General features: G+C 56.1%; 17 protein-coding genes and 1 pseudogene. 13 read left to right on the forward strand and 5 right to left on the reverse strand.

What is annotated here, in order from left to right:
- Positions 1-13: 13 nt before the first annotated feature.
- Complete coding sequence (locus J8X26_RS11625; RefSeq protein ID WP_208950957.1) at positions 14-529, reverse strand: LysR substrate-binding domain-containing protein; 516 nt, start codon at positions 527-529, stop codon at positions 14-16.
- On the opposite strand from J8X26_RS11625, the pseudogene J8X26_RS11630 reads away from it, so the two are divergent.
- The 3 genes and pseudogenes from J8X26_RS11630 to J8X26_RS11640 form a co-directional block, all read left to right on the forward strand.
- A pseudogene (locus J8X26_RS11630) lies at positions 523-1,071 on the forward strand (DMT family transporter); the annotation flags it as partial. The gene J8X26_RS11625 and the pseudogene J8X26_RS11630 sit on opposite strands and share 7 nt — an antisense overlap.
- Before the next feature lie 230 nt (positions 1,072-1,301).
- Positions 1,302-3,368 carry a carbon starvation CstA family protein gene (locus J8X26_RS11635; protein WP_152326877.1) on the forward strand — a complete coding sequence of 689 codons (2,067 nt, stop codon included), beginning with the start codon at positions 1,302-1,304 and terminating at the stop codon, positions 3,366-3,368.
- On the forward strand, positions 3,361-3,666 hold the full coding sequence (locus J8X26_RS11640; protein ID WP_152326876.1) for a YbdD/YjiX family protein: 306 nt from the start codon (positions 3,361-3,363) through the stop codon (positions 3,664-3,666). The genes J8X26_RS11635 and J8X26_RS11640 overlap by 8 nt, the downstream gene beginning before the upstream one ends.
- Before the next feature lie 52 nt (positions 3,667-3,718).
- On the opposite strand, the gene nac is transcribed toward J8X26_RS11640, so the two are convergent.
- The 3 genes from nac to J8X26_RS11655 all read right to left on the reverse strand — a co-directional run bounded on the left by nac (position 3,719) and on the right by J8X26_RS11655 (position 6,698).
- Entirely contained in the window at positions 3,719-4,645 is a 927-nt protein-coding gene (gene nac / locus J8X26_RS11645; RefSeq protein WP_208950958.1) for a nitrogen assimilation transcriptional regulator NAC, read from the reverse strand.
- A gap of 318 nt (positions 4,646-4,963) precedes the next feature.
- Positions 4,964-5,749 (reverse strand): SDR family oxidoreductase, encoded by a 786-nt coding sequence (locus tag J8X26_RS11650; RefSeq protein WP_152326874.1) that lies wholly within the window; start codon positions 5,747-5,749, stop codon positions 4,964-4,966.
- A 49-nt stretch (positions 5,750-5,798) separates the two neighbouring features.
- Entirely contained in the window at positions 5,799-6,698 is a 900-nt protein-coding gene (locus J8X26_RS11655; RefSeq protein WP_165057987.1) for a GntR family transcriptional regulator, read from the reverse strand.
- A gap of 192 nt (positions 6,699-6,890) precedes the next feature.
- Here J8X26_RS11655 and J8X26_RS11660 point away from each other — a divergent pair, with 192 nt between their 5' ends.
- From J8X26_RS11660 to J8X26_RS11700, 9 genes are all read left to right on the forward strand, one after another.
- Entirely contained in the window at positions 6,891-7,709 is an 819-nt protein-coding gene (locus J8X26_RS11660) for an ABC transporter substrate-binding protein (protein ID WP_208950959.1), read from the forward strand.
- A 49-nt stretch (positions 7,710-7,758) separates the two neighbouring features.
- Positions 7,759-8,472, forward strand: a complete 714-nt coding sequence (locus tag J8X26_RS11665; protein WP_165057989.1) for an amino acid ABC transporter permease — start codon at positions 7,759-7,761, stop codon at positions 8,470-8,472.
- Positions 8,473-8,482: 10 nt separating this feature from the next.
- A complete protein-coding gene (locus J8X26_RS11670; RefSeq protein ID WP_152326870.1) occupies positions 8,483-9,226 on the forward strand; it encodes an amino acid ABC transporter ATP-binding protein in 744 nt (247 codons plus the stop codon).
- A gap of 81 nt (positions 9,227-9,307) precedes the next feature.
- Positions 9,308-10,471, forward strand: coding sequence for a M20 family metallopeptidase (locus J8X26_RS11675; RefSeq protein ID WP_208950960.1), 1,164 nt, complete (start codon positions 9,308-9,310; stop codon positions 10,469-10,471).
- A 10-nt stretch (positions 10,472-10,481) separates the two neighbouring features.
- The gene (locus J8X26_RS11680; RefSeq protein WP_152326868.1) at positions 10,482-11,579 is read left to right on the forward strand and encodes a mandelate racemase/muconate lactonizing enzyme family protein; all 1,098 of its coding nucleotides are present in this window, start codon (positions 10,482-10,484) and stop codon (positions 11,577-11,579) included.
- Positions 11,576-12,766, forward strand: coding sequence for a Xaa-Pro peptidase family protein (locus tag J8X26_RS11685; protein WP_152326867.1), 1,191 nt, complete (start codon positions 11,576-11,578; stop codon positions 12,764-12,766). Before J8X26_RS11680 ends, J8X26_RS11685 begins: the two co-directional genes overlap by 4 nt.
- Before the next feature lie 36 nt (positions 12,767-12,802).
- Entirely contained in the window at positions 12,803-13,723 is a 921-nt protein-coding gene (locus J8X26_RS11690; protein WP_152326866.1) for a dihydrodipicolinate synthase family protein, read from the forward strand.
- 220 nt (positions 13,724-13,943) lie between these two features.
- Positions 13,944-14,177 (forward strand): type II toxin-antitoxin system VapB family antitoxin, encoded by a 234-nt coding sequence (gene vapB, locus J8X26_RS11695; RefSeq protein ID WP_152326865.1) that lies wholly within the window; start codon positions 13,944-13,946, stop codon positions 14,175-14,177.
- Entirely contained in the window at positions 14,177-14,596 is a 420-nt protein-coding gene (locus J8X26_RS11700; RefSeq protein ID WP_165057993.1) for a type II toxin-antitoxin system VapC family toxin, read from the forward strand. The genes vapB and J8X26_RS11700 overlap by 1 nt, the downstream gene beginning before the upstream one ends.
- Here J8X26_RS11700 and J8X26_RS11705 read toward each other — a convergent pair.
- Positions 14,582-15,784 (reverse strand): gamma-glutamyl-gamma-aminobutyrate hydrolase family protein, encoded by a 1,203-nt coding sequence (locus J8X26_RS11705; protein ID WP_208950961.1) that lies wholly within the window; start codon positions 15,782-15,784, stop codon positions 14,582-14,584. The genes J8X26_RS11700 and J8X26_RS11705 overlap by 15 nt on opposite strands.
- Positions 15,785-15,988: 204 nt before the next feature.
- On the opposite strand from J8X26_RS11705, the gene J8X26_RS11710 reads away from it, so the two are divergent.
- Entirely contained in the window at positions 15,989-17,197 is a 1,209-nt protein-coding gene (locus J8X26_RS11710) for a pyridoxal phosphate-dependent aminotransferase (RefSeq protein WP_165057997.1), read from the forward strand.
- Positions 17,198-17,411 lie beyond the last annotated feature (214 nt).

Here is a 17,411-nt window from a genome sequence, read left to right on the forward strand (position 1 = left end):
TTGGCTCGCGCCCTCAGGCATCTTCGCCATGACGGGTGATCATGACCCGCAGATAATCCAGCACCACGGCGGCGGGTTCCGAAAGCGCCAGCGTTTCGGATAACACCGCGCCCACATCCATATACGTCGTACTGTCCTCCACCGTGCGCCGCATGACACGCAATCCCTCCAGCGACCATGGCCGGTAAACCAGATCCGACAAAAGAGTCACGCCCCGACCTTTAGCCACCAGACTGCGCACCGTTTCGAATGACGTGGTAGTAAACGCCACATTCGGCTGGCCGCCGTGTGTATGCCAGTGCCCGCGTATCACATCGGGATATTCGTCAGTATCGAGCAACAAAAAAGGCAAGCTGGCGATATCAGCCAGATGAATAACCGCCTTACTGAGCAACGGATGCCCCTGCGAAATCCACAGTCTTCGCGGCGAGCGAATAAACGTTTCGATTTTCAGGTCGGTTTCGCGGGCAATATTCGAGGTCAGCAGCAGGCAAAAGTCGGTTTCCCCCAGCCTTAACGAGGAGTTCACTGGGCGTGGTCTGGCTGGTCATGCAGGGAGATTTACTGCACATTGAGACACTTAAAAATCTGAACCGCGGCGATGTCTGGACCATGGGATGAGCCATCAGCTGGGCGTTGTATTGTGCCTTTCTGCGTATCAAACCAAAGAGCGTGGGTGGAAACGCATTCGTGGCCGTCAGCGCCGTTATCGGGGCGCTGGTCCTGTTGCCAGTACTGGCGTTCTCCTCTTTAACCCCTGTTCATCACGCACTGAGTTCCTACACAAGCGCCGGGTTCCTGTGCGGATTGGCCTGTCTGGTGGTTTTCCCTTCCTGGCTTTCCTATCTGCTGTGGAACAAAGGGATCCAGGCGATTGGCGCGACACGTGGCGAAATTTACTCACATCTGATCCCGCTGAGCGGCGGGATGCTGAGTATCCTGTTCCTGAATATTCCTTTGCACAATTTCCATCTGATCAGCGCCCTGCTGATTGCATCCGGCATCGCGCTTTGTTCGGGTAAAGCGAAAGAAAAAATCAGCCACCCGCGCCGTTTCACTCAGGCAGAGTGATGAAGCCTCACAACTTTGATGTCATCCGACCAGCATTCCCCTTCCAAAGCGTCAGCCACATCACATTTTCATCCTTAACTCCACACTCCTCCGTTTAAAAACACTATTTTTAAACGGAATTTTCACAATGTCGCAACCTGAATCGGGTCTGCGCGTCTTACCTCTACATCACACTCTCTACATAAAAAGTGGCCTGCCTGAGCAGGACCCCTGACAAGGAGTTGTACATCATGAAAAGCGTCAAGTCCGGGATAACCTGGCTGGTGGTGGCGTTAATCGGCGCCTTCGCCTTCGGGATGCTGGCTTTAAGCCGCGGAGAACACGTCAACGCCCTGTGGCTGGTGGTGGCCGCCATTGCCTGCTACAGCATTGCCTATCGTTTTTACAGCCTGTTCATCGCTGAAAAAGTGTTCGAACTCGATGATAACCGCATGACCCCCGCCGAACGCCACAACGACGGGCTGGATTATGTGCCGACCAACAAATGGGTGTTATTCGGTCACCATTTCGCAGCCATCGCCGGAGCCGGTCCGCTGGTTGGCCCGATCCTTGCCGCACAAATGGGCTTCCTGCCTGGCACCATCTGGATTTTAGTCGGTGTGATGCTTGCCGGTGCCGTACAAGACTTCCTGATCCTGTTCATTTCGACACGCCGTGACGGCCGCTCTCTGGGTGAAATGGCGAAGCAGGAGCTGGGCAGTTTTGCCGGCGTCGTGACCATGCTCGGCGCGCTCGGCGTCATGATCATTATTCTGTCTGCGCTGGCATTAGTGGTAGTGAAAGCGCTGGCCGACAGTCCGTGGGGTCTGTTCACCATCGCAGCCACGATTCCCATTGCTCTGTTTATGGGCATTTACATGCGTTTTCTGCGTCCGGGAAAAATCGCCGAAGTATCGGTGATGGGTTTCGTGCTGATGATGCTGGCGATTGTGTACGGTGGAAATGTCGCAGCGGATCCGGTCTGGGGCCCGTTCTTTACGCTGCACGGCACCACGCTGACCTGGGTTCTGGTGATTTACGGCTTTATCGCCTCAGTTCTGCCGGTCTGGCTGTTGCTGGCGCCGCGTGATTATCTCTCAACGTTTCTGAAAATCGGCGTAATCATTGGTCTGGCGGTGGGTATCGTCTTCGCCATGCCGGAGATGAAAATGCCCGCCGTCTCACGCTTTATTGACGGCAGCGGGCCGGTGTTCTCCGGCAGCCTGTTCCCGTTCCTGTTTATCACCATTGCCTGCGGATCGATTTCCGGTTTCCATGCGCTGGTCTCCAGCGGCACCACGCCGAAGCTGATTGAACGCGAAAGTCATATCCGTTTTATCGGTTACGGCGCGATGCTGATGGAGTCGTTCGTGGCGATCATGGCGCTGATTTGTGCGTCAGTTATCGATCCCGGCGTCTATTTTGCGATGAACTCACCGGCGGCGCTTATTGGGACCACGGTGGAAAGCGCTTCGCAGGTGATTAACGGCTGGGGCTTTGTCATCACGCCAGACGTTCTGACCCAAATCGCCAAAGACGTGGGCGAGCAGTCAATTCTTTCCCGCGCGGGTGGCGCACCGACCTTTGCGGTCGGCATGGCGCACATTATTACCGACGTTTTCAACAGCCGCACCATGATGGCGTTCTGGTATCACTTCGCCATTCTGTTTGAAGCATTATTTATTCTGACCGCCGTGGATGCCGGTACCCGTGCCTGCCGCTTTATGGTGCAGGATCTGGTGGGCGTGGCGGTTCCTTCACTGGCGAATAACCGGTCGTGGGTGGGGACGATTGCAGGGACAACAGTCGCCGTAGCGGGCTGGGGTTTCTTCGTTTATCAGGGCGTGGTCGATCCCTTAGGCGGCATCAATACTCTGTGGCCATTATTCGGCATCGGTAACCAGATGCTGGCTTCCATGGCGCTGATTCTGGGTACTGTGGTGCTGTTCAAAATGAAAAAACAGCGCTATGCGTGGGTGACAATTTTGCCGACTGTCTGGTTGTTTATTACCTCCATGACCGCGGGCTGGCAGAAGATTTTCCACGAAAAACCGTCAATCGGATTCCTGGCGCAGGCGAAAAAATTCAATGCGGGGATCGAAAGCGGGGAAATTATCAAACCGGCTAAAACGCTGGCGGATATGCATACCATCGTGCTGAACAATCAGATTAACGCCATTCTGTGCGGGTTCTTCATGCTGGTGGCGGTCACTATGCTGATTTCAGCGTTCTTCGTTGTCCGCCGTGCGCTAAATTCTGCCACACCAACGGTACACGAAACGGCTGTTGTGCAACGTCGTGAGGCGCGCCATGTCTGAGTCACGTTCGTTATTTAAAACGCCCCGGCTTACCGCGTTCCATATCATCCGCTGCCGTCCGCTGTTCATCGTCGAGCCGAAACCGCACAACATCGCCGGGTGGCTGAGACTGGCCGTTAAGCGTACGGCGCAAAGTTTCAGGCTGATGGTGGGGGTTCAGGATTATGGGAACTACGTGGCACATATGCAGGTGAGGCACCCGGAAATAGCCCCCATGACTGAGCGGGAGTTTCACCGCCGGTGTCTGGAGGCGCGGTTCCCGGGTGAAGGCGGGAAGATGGGCAAGTGCCCGTGTTAAATGCTGAAAAATACCTCCCCTTGTAAAAGGGGAGGACGTTTTTACAACGCAGTCAGCTCGCCGCCAGCAATGGCTCTGCTTCTGCCGTGGTCTGTTCAAAGACCAGCGACAGCAAGATTTTCTTCACCGCCGCCGCTTCCTGCGACAGGGCCAGCGTTTCTGAAACACACAATGAAAGCGGAACCTGAATCGCCGGGCTGCTGATGCACGACATCCACGCTTTGGCCGGGCCCGTCATGGCGCGGGCGGCGGATTCCGGCAAAATAGTGGCACCCAGCCCGCTGGCAACGGCAGCCGTCAGCGTGGCGGAGGACTCGATTTCACCGATAATATTGGCCGTCAGGCGGCGAACCGCCATGGCATCGTCAACCAGACGGCGCATCACGTTGTATGAACGCGGCATGAACAGGTTGAGTTTCGCGACATCACACAGCTCGACATATTTTCCCGGATTGGGCACGGCATACGTGCCAACCAGATACAAATCTTCTTTCATCAGCGGCTGACTGCTCAGCCCGACGTAGTTATTTGTGCCGTACAACACCGCCATATCCATACGGCCGTTGAGCACTAAATCCCCGAGCGCCGTGCCGAAATTTTCGTTGAGATACAACAAAATGCCCGGATGTTGTTTACGCACGGCCTGCAATAACGGCAGCGCCAGCTGGGAAGCCGCAGTGCCCGGCGCAAGCCCGACGGACACCTGCCCGCTCAGCGACTGACCCGCGCTGTTCACCGCACCGTGGATCTGATCACACTGACGCAAAATCGCCTGAGCATGTGAATAAAGAATGTTCCCGGCTTCAGTGGGCGTCACGCCGCGCTTGGTGCGAATCAGCAATTGTTGCTGCAATTCCCCTTCCAGCGTCGCCAGTTGCTGGCTCAGTGCCGGTTGTGCGATATGCAGAACATCAGCGGCCTGCGTCAGGCTGCCGATATCGACGATTTTCACGAAGTACTTCAGACGTCTGAGATTCATCTCTGTCTCCATTTGGCCCGGAAAGGGAACACCGTTCGGTAATGATTAGCGTGACTGATAAAAGCAAGATCTGCGCCAATCTCCGTGGGGCAGATGAAATAGCGGCTTACCGCGCGCTAATGCCACGGAACATAAGAAAAAACGATTGCTGAGACGTTGAAAAAACCGGCGGGGTTAAAAAACTTAAATGAAATAAAACCGAACTCTCCATCGTGGTGCACCAACATAATGCATTCTTATGAACAAGGTTGCAGGATTAGTCAGGTTAATACCGGCAAAAGCCCCCCGCAAAACCTCGGGGCCTTTGCCGTAAAAAAATCACACCGACGGGATCATCCCGCCGTCAACGCGGATAACAGAACCGGTCACATAAGAAGCCTGCTGGCTGGCAAGAAATGCCGCCACCGCGCCGTATTCTTCCGGTTTGCCGTAGCGTTTCGCCGGAATGCCAGCCGCGCTTTTCGCCGCGACGTCTTCAACGGTAACGCCTTCACGCCCGGCTCGCGCTGCATCCAGCTGCCCCAGACGCCGCGTGGAAATCCGCCCCGGCACCATTACGTTCACCGTAATACCGTCAGCCGCCACTTCAGATGCCAGCGTTTTTGACCAGCCAACCAGCGCCATGCGCAGCGTGTTGGATATTCCGAGATTCGCGATCGGCGCCACAACGCCGGACGAAGTGCTGGTGATAATCCGCCCCCAGCCTGCGTTATGCATATCCGGCAGCACTTTGTCGGTGAGAAGAATCAGCGGGCTGACCAGCGTCGCAAACTGGCTTTGCCACAGTTCCGGCGCAACCCCTGCGGCTTTCGTCGGTGGCGGCCCGCCGGAGTTGTTGACCAGAATACCGACCGGCCCGTACGTGCGGCGGATTTGCATCAGCACATCGTCAAAACTTTCCGGTGCCGTGAGATCAAGCACCCACGCCTGCGCCGTTCCGCCCTGCTCTTCAATAAGGCTGACTGTTTCCTGCAATGCGGCAAGCGTTCGCCCGCACACCGCGACCTGAGCGCCTTCCGCTGCCAGCGCAATCGCCATGGCCCGGCCCAGACCGCCGCCCGCGCCGCTGACCAGCGCCACGCGGCCCTGAATCCCAAAATCCATCACTTTTTCCTCTGGTTAACGTATGAAAAATTAAATTTCAATCAAAGGATTACCCAACTTTGCTGACCTTGTTGAGCACCATCTGATAAGCCGATTGCAGGTGGCTGCGCATCATTTCTGCCGCCTCCTCCATCCGCCCTTCCAGCACGGCGTCGATGATGGCGACGTGTTCGCCGCACCATTCGCGCACACGCTGTTTATTGGTGTAACTGCCGAACTCAAGCAGGCGTCGCAGCCGGTTTTGCTGCTGGATCGCCTGTAAAACAAAAATATTGCCGCTGAATTCCGCCAGCATTTCGTGGAACGTGGCGTCCGTTTCGAAAATCTGACGGCCATCAACGGCAAGAATATCGGGGTGAGTAATCAGATAGATATGCTGCATCCGCAGCCGCCGGAGCGCGCTTTTGTCGGCATGGAATCCCGCACCCAGCATCGCGCCCGGTTCAATCATCAGGCGGAATCCGTAGCCGTTGCTCAGCGCCACGTCGGTGTTGAGCGTCGGTAAAAATGACCAGCCATGTCCCTTGTTACGGGCGATCAGGCCGTCCTCAGATAACCGGAGCAAGGTGCGCGCCAGCACACCGCGGTCGGCTTCATAGCGCTGGGCGATTTCCGTTTGTGTCAGGGAATCCGGCAATTTTCCGGCGATACGGTCTTTGACCAGCTGCTCGTACAGGTCCTGATCGCTGGTGGCCGGAATATCGATACTGATGCGCTGAAGTTCATCGAAGGCTTTCAGCAGGAAAAAACCCTGATTGCGGCGCGCTTCGATAATTCCCAACTCACACAGCAATTTCAACGCGGTACGCACCGGTGTGCGGGAAACGCCGAGCATATCGGCTAATTGTTGCTCCCGCAGATGGTGACCTGGCTCAAATTTTGCTTCACGTATCAGGTCAAGGATTTGGTTTGCCAGACGCCTTCCGCTGGCTGTCGTAGTTTGGGTCATGGAATAGCAACACCTGAAAGTATTTGTTGTTTATGTTTGTACAATATCACAAGCCTTGAGGATGGTGAAGTCTGGTTAAAAAGCCCCCGAATCGTGCAACAAATGCACCAAAAAAGAGCCTTGACTCGCAAATTTAATTGTATTTAATGAGACACAAAGAGCAATCCTGCTCATGGGAAACTGGAGTCTGTCATGTCAAAAAAAGCTTTTTTGCGCCGATATGCCGCCGTCTCTCTGGCCGCAATTTGCCTGAGTGCCCCGCTGTTCAGCCAGGCCGCCGCGCCTGCTCTGGTCAGCAAAGGTCAGCTGACGTACGGCACCGCCGCCACGTTCATGCCGTTTGAATTTACGAAAGACGGCAAGCTGACCGGCTTCGATATCGACCTCATCACCGCGTTGTCGAAAAAGCTGTCGCTGACCCCGGAACCGATGTCGATGGAATTCAAAGGACTGATCCCGGCGTTGCAGGGCAAACGTCTGGATATCATCAACTCCGCGATGTACATCAACCCGACCCGCTCTGAGCAGGTTGATTTCGTGCCTTACCTGAAAATCGGCAGCCGGGTGATTGTGGTGAAAGGCAATCCGGAAAAAATCACTGGCCGCGATTTATCGCTGTGCGGCAAAAACATCGCCGTCACCCTGGGCGGCATTGAAGAAAGTCAGGCGCGGGCGGATAACCAGAAATGTCTGGATGCCAAAAAACCGGCGCTCACCGTGCTGACCTTCCCGGCAGCGACCGATTCTGCGGTCGCTGTGGCGCAGAAACGCGCTGACGCCGAATTCCTCTCCACGCCGGGCGCGGTCGCGCTGCTGAGCGAAAAAGGCGACACCTTCGAAGCCGTCGGCGCGGAGTTTGAAACCGACACGCACATTGGTTTTGCGGTGCGTAAAGGTGATGCCGAAATGAAATCCCTGCTGGAAAAAGGCTTACAGGACGTGGTGAAAGACGGCACGTACCAGAAACTCATCACCAAATGGCAGTTCCCGGCTTCAGTGTCCATTTTCTGATGTTGTGAAGTCCGGCCTTAAAGCTTTGCCCTGACGTTGAGGAAAGTTCATGTCGCTTGATCTTGTTTGGCAATACCTGTTCTCACCGGCGTTCTTTCAGGGCGCATTAATGACCTTGTTGTTAACGGTGTGCTCGTTGTTCTTCGGCATTATTGCAGGGCTGATTCTGGCCCTGCTCCAGGAATCCCGCTTCCGGGCGGGTTCCGTTCTGGCGTTCTTTTATCTGTGGCTGTTTCGCGGCACGCCGGTTCTGTTCCAGATTATTTTTGTCTACAACGTACTGCCGACTTTCGGCCTGCGTTTCTCGGCGTTCACCTGTGCGGTGATGGCGCTCTCCTTAAATGAAGGCGCGTACATGGCTGAAATTCTGCGCTCCGGTTTACAGGCCGTGCGCAGCGGTCAGCGCACCGCGGGGATGGCGCTGGGCATGACCCAAAGTCAGATCATGCGCAAGATTGTGTTGCCGCAGGCCGCGCGCATCGTGCTGCCGCCAATGGGCAACCAGATGATCAGCATGCTCAAATCCAGCGCACTGGTCTCGGTGATAGCCGTTCAGGAATTACTGCTTATCGCCAACCAGACTGCCAGCGCCAGCTTCCGTTATTTCGAAGCGCTGTGCGCCGCCGGGATTTATTACCTGGTGCTGACGTCCATTTTCATGATCGGACAGGCCTGGCTGGAACGCTCGCTGGATCCGAAAAAGCGCAAGAAACCTGCCCTGTCTTTGACCGAACGCCTGCTGCGCAGCAGCACGCCAAACTGAGGAGAAGCCCGTGAGTAAATCCAAACCGGTTCTGGAAATCATCGGCGTCGATAAACATTTTGGCCCCCAGCACGTTCTGAAAAACTGCTCCCTGAATGTGGCACAAGGGGAAACCGTGGTGCTGATCGGCCCGTCGGGTTCGGGGAAATCCACCCTTCTGCGCTGCATTAATTTGCTGGAGCCGGTTCAGGGCGGTTCGATTTTCTTTCGCAATAAAGACATCACGCATGCCAGCGTTGAGCCGCACAAACTGAGGCAGGACATCGGCATGGTGTTCCAGAACTATGAACTGTTCTCACACCTGACGGCGGCGGAAAACATCATGCTCGCGCCGATGACCGTGCTCGGCGTCAGCCGCAGCGAGGCCGAAGCGCAGGCGCTGGAGCTGCTGGGCAAAGTGCGCATTCCTGATAAAGCCGATTCGTTTCCGGATGAACTTTCCGGCGGTCAGCAGCAGCGCGTCGCGATTGCGCGGGCGTTAGCCATGAAGCCCAAACTGATGCTGTTTGATGAGCCGACATCGGCGCTGGATCCGGAAATGATCCGCGAAGTGCTGGATGTGATGGCAGATCTCAGTGCGGAAGGCATGACCAGCATTGTGGTTACGCATGAAATGGGCTTTGCGAAACGCGCAGCCAATCAAATCGTCTTTATGGAAAACGGCGAGATTATCGAAAACGCGACCGGCGAAAAATTCTTCGGCGGAGACGTCAGCCTGCGGGCACAGCGCTTCCTGGATCAGATTTTACATTGATCCTTTTACCCAGAACCACCCCCGTATTGCGCCCTCACCAGGGGCCAGTTTTGCCACAAAAAGATATTTCAGGAGACACCGATGAGCCTTTCATCGCCCGATATCAGCAGAATGAAACGCGATCTGGCCGCACTGGTCGCGATTAATACCGAAAACCCGCCGGGGCGCGAACGTGAAGCGGCCGAACTCATCAGCCAGATGCTGAGTGAAATCGGCTTCGACATGACGCTCAGCGAATACGCGCCGGGGCGCACCAATGTTATTGGCCGCCTGGAAAACGGTGACGGCCCGTGTTTTGCCTTTAATACGCATATTGATGTGGTGCCCGCCGGAGAAGGCTGGGCACAGGATCCGTTCACACTGACCGAGCGCGACGGCAAGTTATTTGGCCGCGGAGCCTGCGACGCCAAAGGCCCGCTGATCGCCATGATCGAAGCCATGCGCTGGCTGGCCGCCAACCGTAACGACTGGAGCGGCACGCTGATGGCGATTTTTGTCGCTGATGAAGAAGTCGCCAGCGAGGGAGCGAAGTTTTATGTCCGCGAAGCGCCTGCTCACATTGATTACGTGGTGATTGGCGAACCGACCTCCAACACCACTTATTCCGCGCACAAAGGCAGTTTGCGGCCGCTGGTTCGCGTCCACGGCGTGACCGCGCATTCCGGCACTCCGGATCTGGGCGAAAACGCCATTTTCCGCGCCGCGCAGTTACTCGGCCTGGTCGAAGAAAGCCACGAACACAGCGTGCGCTGCCGGTGCCATCCGCTGGTCGGCAACGCCAGCCTGACCGTTACCCGCATCAGCGGCGGACACGCCGATAACGTGCTGCCGGGTGCCTGCGAATTACTGCTCGACCGCCGTATGGTGCCGGGCGAAGACGAAGATGCGGTAAAACAGGAAATTCAGGATTTACTGCAACTGGCTCACGACAAATTCGGCGTCCGCAGCGAAATCATCACCTTTAAACCGACCACCGGTGGCGCGACCGAAACCGATTCCGAAGACCCGATTGTGCTGGCGGGCGTTGAAGCCTGCGCCGCACAGGGCAATCCGGAACCCGGACCGTTCGGTTTTCAGGGCGGTTGCGATCTGGTGCATTTCCGCAGTCTCGGCACCAGAGGCATCATTATCGGCCCGGGTTCGCTGGCTGTGGCGCATAAGCCTGATGAATTTATCCCGATCGACGAATTCATTGCGGGCAGCAAAATCTACTGCGACGTCGCGCTGAAAATGCTCAAACGCTGAGGAGCCGCCGGTGAAAGCCACTTTGTATCGCGCCGATTTACGCTACCCGCACCTGCAACTGCACACCGCGTCATCCGGCACCATTTCCGGGCTGGATACGTTATATCTGTTGCTGGAGGAGAAGAATTTTAACGGCATCGGTGAAGTACGGATCAACATTGCTTACCTCAACGGCTACAGCGCCGAACTGGTATTAAGTGATGTGATCCGCGCCCTGCGCCAGCTGGATCTCAGCCAGCCTGCCAGTACGTTATTGCTGAATCTTCCGGCGCTTTTAGCCGATTTTCTCGCGCCGACGCGAATGCTGATAGACATCGCGCTGCATGACCTGATTGCACGCCAGAACGGGCTCAGCGTGGCAGAACTGGCGGGCGCAGAAAATGCCGAAACGGTGAGTTATCACACCAACCAGACGCTGTTCTGGACGCCCATGGATGAAATGCTCGAACAGGCCACGGCCTATGTCGAACGGGGTTTTACGCAGCTGAAACTGCGCGTCGGCGTCGCATCCTTTACCGAAGACGAAGCGCGGCTCAGCGCCCTGCGGCGGCGTTTCGGCCATGAAATCAGCTTATCGGCGGACGCTAACGGCCAGTGGCAGCCGGAAGAAGCGCGCAGTCATCTGCTGGCGCTGGCGAAATTCGAGATGAGCTACCTCGAACAGCCGGTTTCCGATGCCAATGCGCACTTTTATCCGGCACTGGCCGCCGCCAGCCCGGTGCCGCTGATGCTCGATGAAAGCATGAGCAGTGAGGCTGATTTAGAACGCATTTTGCAGCTCGAAGGCAAAATTATGGCGCATCTGAAACTGGTCAAAATGGGCGGCATTGCCCCCACGCTGGCGGCTGCCAAACGGCTGACCGCCGCCGGTGTGCCATTCATGATTGGTCAGATGAATGAGGGAGGCGCCGCGACCGCTGCGGCCCTGCACGTCGCCCGCGCCACCCAGCCGCGTTATGCCGAACTTTACGGTGCTGACGGGCTGGGCAACGACCCGGTTCACGGCCTTTCCTATCATCAGGGGATGCTCAGCAGCCCGTCCGGCGCAGGGCTGGGCATCAGCTTCACCCCTTCTCAGGCAGAATTTATTCAGGAGTTTGCACAATGAAAGCACAGTCAGTTTCCCTGCCAGACCTTGGCAGCGTCGTTCCCGGCGCGGAATCCGCGTTTCGCGAAGAAGAGTATCAGCAGCGTATCGCGCGGGCGCGTCAGTTACTGGTGAATGCCGGTCTGGACGTCATGGTCATCACCGGCCCGGAAAACATCTTTTATCTGACCGGCCAGCAGACGCCGGGCTATTACACATTCCAGACGCTGGTGTTGCCGGTGGAAGGCGATCCGGTGTTTGTTATCCGCCAGCTGGAATATTTCAACTTCATCTCCAACACCTTTATCCGCGACGCGGCGATTTACACCGACGGCGATAATCCGGTGAATTTCCTGCTCGACGTGCTGAAAGCGCGTGGCTGGATGAAGAGCCGGATTGGCATCGACAAACGCGGCTGGTTCTTGCCCATTGCGGTTTATGAAGCCTTGCAGGCTGAGATCGGCACAATCCACGACGCCGCGGGCGTTATCGAACAGTTGCGTGCAGTGAAATCCGCCGCCGAGCTGGAAAAAATGGCGCATGCGGCCCGTTACGTTGACGCCGGAATGCTCGCCGGACGCGCCGCCATTGCCGCCGGAGCCACTGAAAACGATCTGGTTTCTGCCATGATGGGCGCGGCCATTGCCGCCGGTTCAGAATACATGGGCATGGAACCGCTGGTGTCCACCGGCCCGCGCACCGGCGTGCCGCACGGAACCTGGCGTCGCCGTAAGATCCTCGACAACGACCCGATTTTCCTCGAAATGGCCGCCACGCATGACCGCTATCACGCGGCTCTGATGCGATCCGCCTGGCTCGGCAAACCGCCCGCGGTTGCACTGGAAATGGAAAAAGTGTGTCAGGAAGCATTGCAGGCCGCACTCGACGCGATCCGTCCGGGTGCTACCTGCGAAGCGCCGCATCTGGCCTGTCAGGCCGTGATTGACCGCGCCGGTTACACCGATAATTTCAAGAAACGCACCGGTTATTCCATCGGCATTTCGTTCGCACCTGACTGGGGCGAAGGCGCCATCCTCAGCCTCTATAGCGGCATCACCACCGAATTACAGCCGGGTATGACTTTTCACATTCCACCCGCACTGCGTATTTACGGCGAATTTACCGTGGGCGTCAGCGAAACAATTGTCGTGACCGAAACCGGTTATCGCGCGCTGGGTACGGTTGACCGCCCGTTGTATTTACTCTGATTTTGCCAACCGCTTCGTTTTACAGGAATTGAATAAATGAAAGACATCAGTGAAAGTCAGGCCCGCCTGAAAGGTATTTTTAACATTACCGTGACGCCGTTTTCCGCCAGCGGTGAGTTCGATTTTGCCGGATTATCGCGCAATATCGAACGCGTTATCGGGCTGGGTTATGACGGTATTTTGATCGGGGGCACCTACGGCGAATTCCCGGCGATGACCGCTGACGAACGCGCCACGTTGTTCCGCCACGTGATGGAAGTGGTCGGCGACCGCGTGCCGGTCATGCTGTGCAGCGCCGGTTCCGACGCCCGCGTGGTGCGCGATTTAACACAACTGGCGGGCGACCTTGGCGGCCTGCCGATGGTGACACCACCGTTTGTTTCTGAAGTCACCGATGCACAAATCATCCGCTTCTTCAGAGAGATGGCTCCGTTATCGCGCACCGGCATTCTGGTGTACAACGCGCCGGGCATTGGCATCACGTTGCCGCCAGTCGTTCTGGAACAACTGGCTGATATCGAAGGCGTTGTTGGCATCAAACAGGGCGATCTGAACCCGACGGCGATCGACCAGATTGCCAACCGGCTGGGCGGACGTCTGCGTCTGTTCTGCGCCTCAGACCTGGCGTTCTTAGGCCCGATGATGTGCGGTTTCGACGGCATCAGCACCACCAACAGCGGCGCATTGCCGGAAATTATTCTGGCGACTTATCGCGCGCTGGAAAGCGGCGATGCAAACACCGCCCGCGAACTTCACCGCCTGTGGTATCCGTACCGCGCCCTCGCCCGCCGTTACGGCCAGCCGCAGCTGGTGAAAGCGGCCATGAACCTGCGCGGATTCGACGGCCACCACGTTCGCGCGCCGCTGATTGATCTGGAACCCGGGATCATCAGTCTGGTTGAGCAGGAATTGCAGCGTCTGGCGGCAGACCCGCGTTCCGGCGTCACGCTGAAGTAACCCCCGTTTTCCAGGGATCCCCGTAAGTATTGCGGGGATTTTCTTTTGTTGCAGCCTTTTCCCCGAGCCATCGCGCAAAATCCAACATCCGCTGATTTCTTTCGTTGTCTTTCACATTCCGCGTATATACCTTTGCACTATATTTTTCAGGCGCGTAAACTTTAGCCAGAATTTGTCGGGCTATTTGTCGGGCTAAGGTCACGTAACTGGAGAAAGCACCATGTCAAAAGGGTCAGTATTTTTAAATAACCGGACGCAAAGCGTTCGTATTCCGGCAGAGTGCCGTTTTCCTGATGAGGTAAAGACTGTGACGATAAGAAAGGTAGGGAACTCGCTGGTACTCACACCGGCTGAAAGCACATGGGATAATTTCTTCCACAGCGACCTCAGCGTTTCCGCTGATTTTATGGAAGAACGCGGCTCTCAACACCAGACGGATCGGGATACGTTTTAATGCTGACTTACCTGCTGGATACCAATATTGTCATTTATATCCTGAAGCGGCGTCCGATGAGCGTGCTGGCGAAATTCAATCAGCACGCCGATCACATGGCGATCTCCATGGTGACCTATGCAGAGTTACTGCACGGCGTAGAGAAAAGCGCCAGCCCGCAAAAAAACAGGCAGGTCATCGAAGATTTCGTCTCCCATTTGCGCATTGTCGATTACGACCAGAAAGCCGCCGCGCATTACGGGCATATCCGCGCCATGCTTGAAAAAAGCGGCAGCCCGGTCGGCGTAAACGACATGCATATTGCCGCACAGGCCCGCAGCGCAGGCATGGTCATGGTGACCAACAACCTGAGAGAATTCTCACGCATCGACGGCCTGCTCATGGAGAACTGGGCCGGTCCGGTGTTAACTGCGCTTTAACGCCGCCGCTTTCAAAAACGCTGTCAGTAACGGGTGCGGTTTTATGCGCAGTGACGACAGCTCAGGATGCCCCTGAACGCCCAGATAAAAAGGGTGTCGCGGGAATTCAATGCCGTCTGCAATCTGCCCGGTAAGATCGGTCCCGCTGATGCGCAGCCCGTACGCTTCCAGCCCGGCTTTCAGCGCCGGCTCAAGATGGAAACGGTGGTTATAGCGCACGGTAAACGTCTCGCCCAGGATCTCGCGCAATTTGCTGCCGGGCTGCGTCAGCATCGTATGGTTGCCCAGCCGGTGAACCGGAAACGCCGGCGTATTGCTCAGCGGAACAAAGGTTTTGATCTCCGCGTCCGGGTCGGCTTCGGCAAGATTAGCCTGCAAAGAGCCGATCATCTTCTGCACGATGGCCGTGGTCATGGTTTGCATTCCAAGACATAACCCGAGGATCGGAATATTGCGGTTCAGCGCGTAATGCGCGGCACTGATTTGCCCGCTGACGTTACACATCGCCGCCCCGCCCGGCAACAAAATGCCGTCCACGTTCTCCATCATTTCATGGAGATGATCTTCCAGCGCCATGGGCGCGGCGTAAACGATATCCAGCGAAAGCGCGAGCGCATCTGCCGCATCACCCAGCGCCGCCAGCGTGGCCGGATAAACGCTGCACTGGTCAGACTGGGCGCCGACCAGGGCAATTCGTATTGTCGTGCGGGTTTGCGGGGGCGTATTTTTGCTTATCCAGCGCCCGTAGTTATCACGCCACCAGCAACCGAGAGATTCATCTTCCATACCGTGGCGGCTGAAGGCATAGCCCTGATTCGAACGCTCCACGTTGATCAGCTCATAATCGAACGCGCTTTCACGCACCTGCCGGGCAATCTGCGTGAACTGAATGAGCTGCATAGGCCCGAGCGGGATAATGACATCCTGCGTGCCATAGGTTTCAAGTAATTCGCCCAGATCCATCACTTTACCGGCGCTCTGCGGATTGAGCCTCTCGGTCCATAACAACCCGCTGGTCATCAGTTGCCCTTCCCCGATGACGTGCTGGCAGGCATCGGGATACAACGCGACGTCCCAGCTCACCGGCAGATGCGCCAGCGGTAAATGTTTTTGTGCAGCCAGTATTGCCGCCATCGCCCCGTACAAAGAAGGCTCCGGTGTGTCATGCGCAACAAAAATAAAAGCCATAAGAGAACCTTGAAAAATAGAAGGAAAGTTCAGGCAACCTGCTGACCCCAGAGTCAGTATAGGGATTGCCGTACCATTTCCGCCGGCAAAAAAGCTGCTCTATACGAATAAATTATGAGCAAAGCAAAAAGAAGAATGATAAGTTTAAATTGGTTTTAATGATTCACATAATACAATTTTGTTATTGTTCAAACAGGGGAAACAATGTCTGCTGACTTTCTAGCACCACGTTTACGTCGCGTGCGCCCTTCGCCGACGGCGGCGATTTCCGACCAGGTCCGCTCGCTGAGTGCGGCGGGCATGGATGTCATAAACCTCGGCGAAGGCGAGCTTGATTTCGATACGCCTGCACATATCAGGCAGGCAGGCATCGACGCGATTGTACAAGGTGACACAAAATACACGGCTGTCGCCGGTACTGCCGCGCTCAAACAGGCCATTATTACTAAGTTTAATCGCGAAAATCAGATAGGCTACCGCGCGGATGAAGTGATTGCGGGCAGTGGTGCCAAGCAGTTGATCTTCAATGCTCTTTTAGCCACAGTTTCTTCGGGCGATGAAGTCATCATTCCTGCGCCATACTGGGTGTCTTACCCGGATATGGTCGCGCTGGCAGAAGGCGAACCGGTCATTGTGCCCTGCCACGAGAAGCATGGCTGGAAATTGCAGCCGGAAGATCTGGCGGCCGCCATCACGCCGAAAACCCGTTGGGTGATCCTCAATTCCCCGAACAACCCGACCGGTGCGGTGTATTGCGCCGCAGAATTACACGCGTTGGCCGCCGTTTTGCTCGATCACCCGCACGTACTGGTGATGGCCGACGATATCTATGAGCAAATTTGTTTTGTGCCGGACATTTTTGCCACCCTGGCAGACGTTGAACCGCGCCTGAAAGGCCGAGTTCTGACCGTTAACGGCGTCTCCAAAGGTTACTCGATGACCGGCTGGCGTCTTGGATACGCAGGTGGCCCCGCGTGGCTGATCTCGGCGATGCAAATTCTGCAATCTCAAAGCACCTCCAACCCGAGTTCAATTTCTCAGGCCGCGACGGTCGCCGCGCTGGAACAGGGCAGCGATTTCATCACCGGTTGGATAGAAATCCTGCAACGCCGCCGTACGATGATTATGAATTGCGTTAATGCCATCAGCGGGCTCAGCGCGGATACACCGCCGGGCGCTTTTTATGTTTTCGCGAACTGTCAGGGAATGCTGGGTAAAACAACGGCTTCGGGCGATATTCTCAGGACGGACGAAGATTTTGCGGCTTATCTCCTGAAATCCGCTCATGTCGCCACACTTCAGGGCTCCGCTTTTGGTGCGCCAGGCTATTTGCGCATCGCTTACGCTATTGACGATAGCCGCCTGCAGGAAGCCTGCGAACGGATCACCCGCGCCTGCGCGGAACTGCGTTAACCTTTAAAAGGCCTGTTTGCATGCAAAAACGGGCCTTTTTGACTCTATTCTCAACAACTTGCCTAAAGTATCATCAAACGCACGCATTTATGCAGTTTCCCCTTTGACATGCCCACGGCCAGTCGTTATTATTCGCCCCGTCCCAACGATTCCTCTGTAGTTCAGTCGGTAGAACGGCGGACTGTTAATCCGTATGTCACTGGTTCGAGTCCAG

It is taken from the genome of Rahnella sp. ChDrAdgB13, assembly GCF_017655185.1.
In the GTDB taxonomy this organism is placed as follows: Bacteria; Pseudomonadota; Gammaproteobacteria; order Enterobacterales; family Enterobacteriaceae; genus Rahnella; species Rahnella contaminans.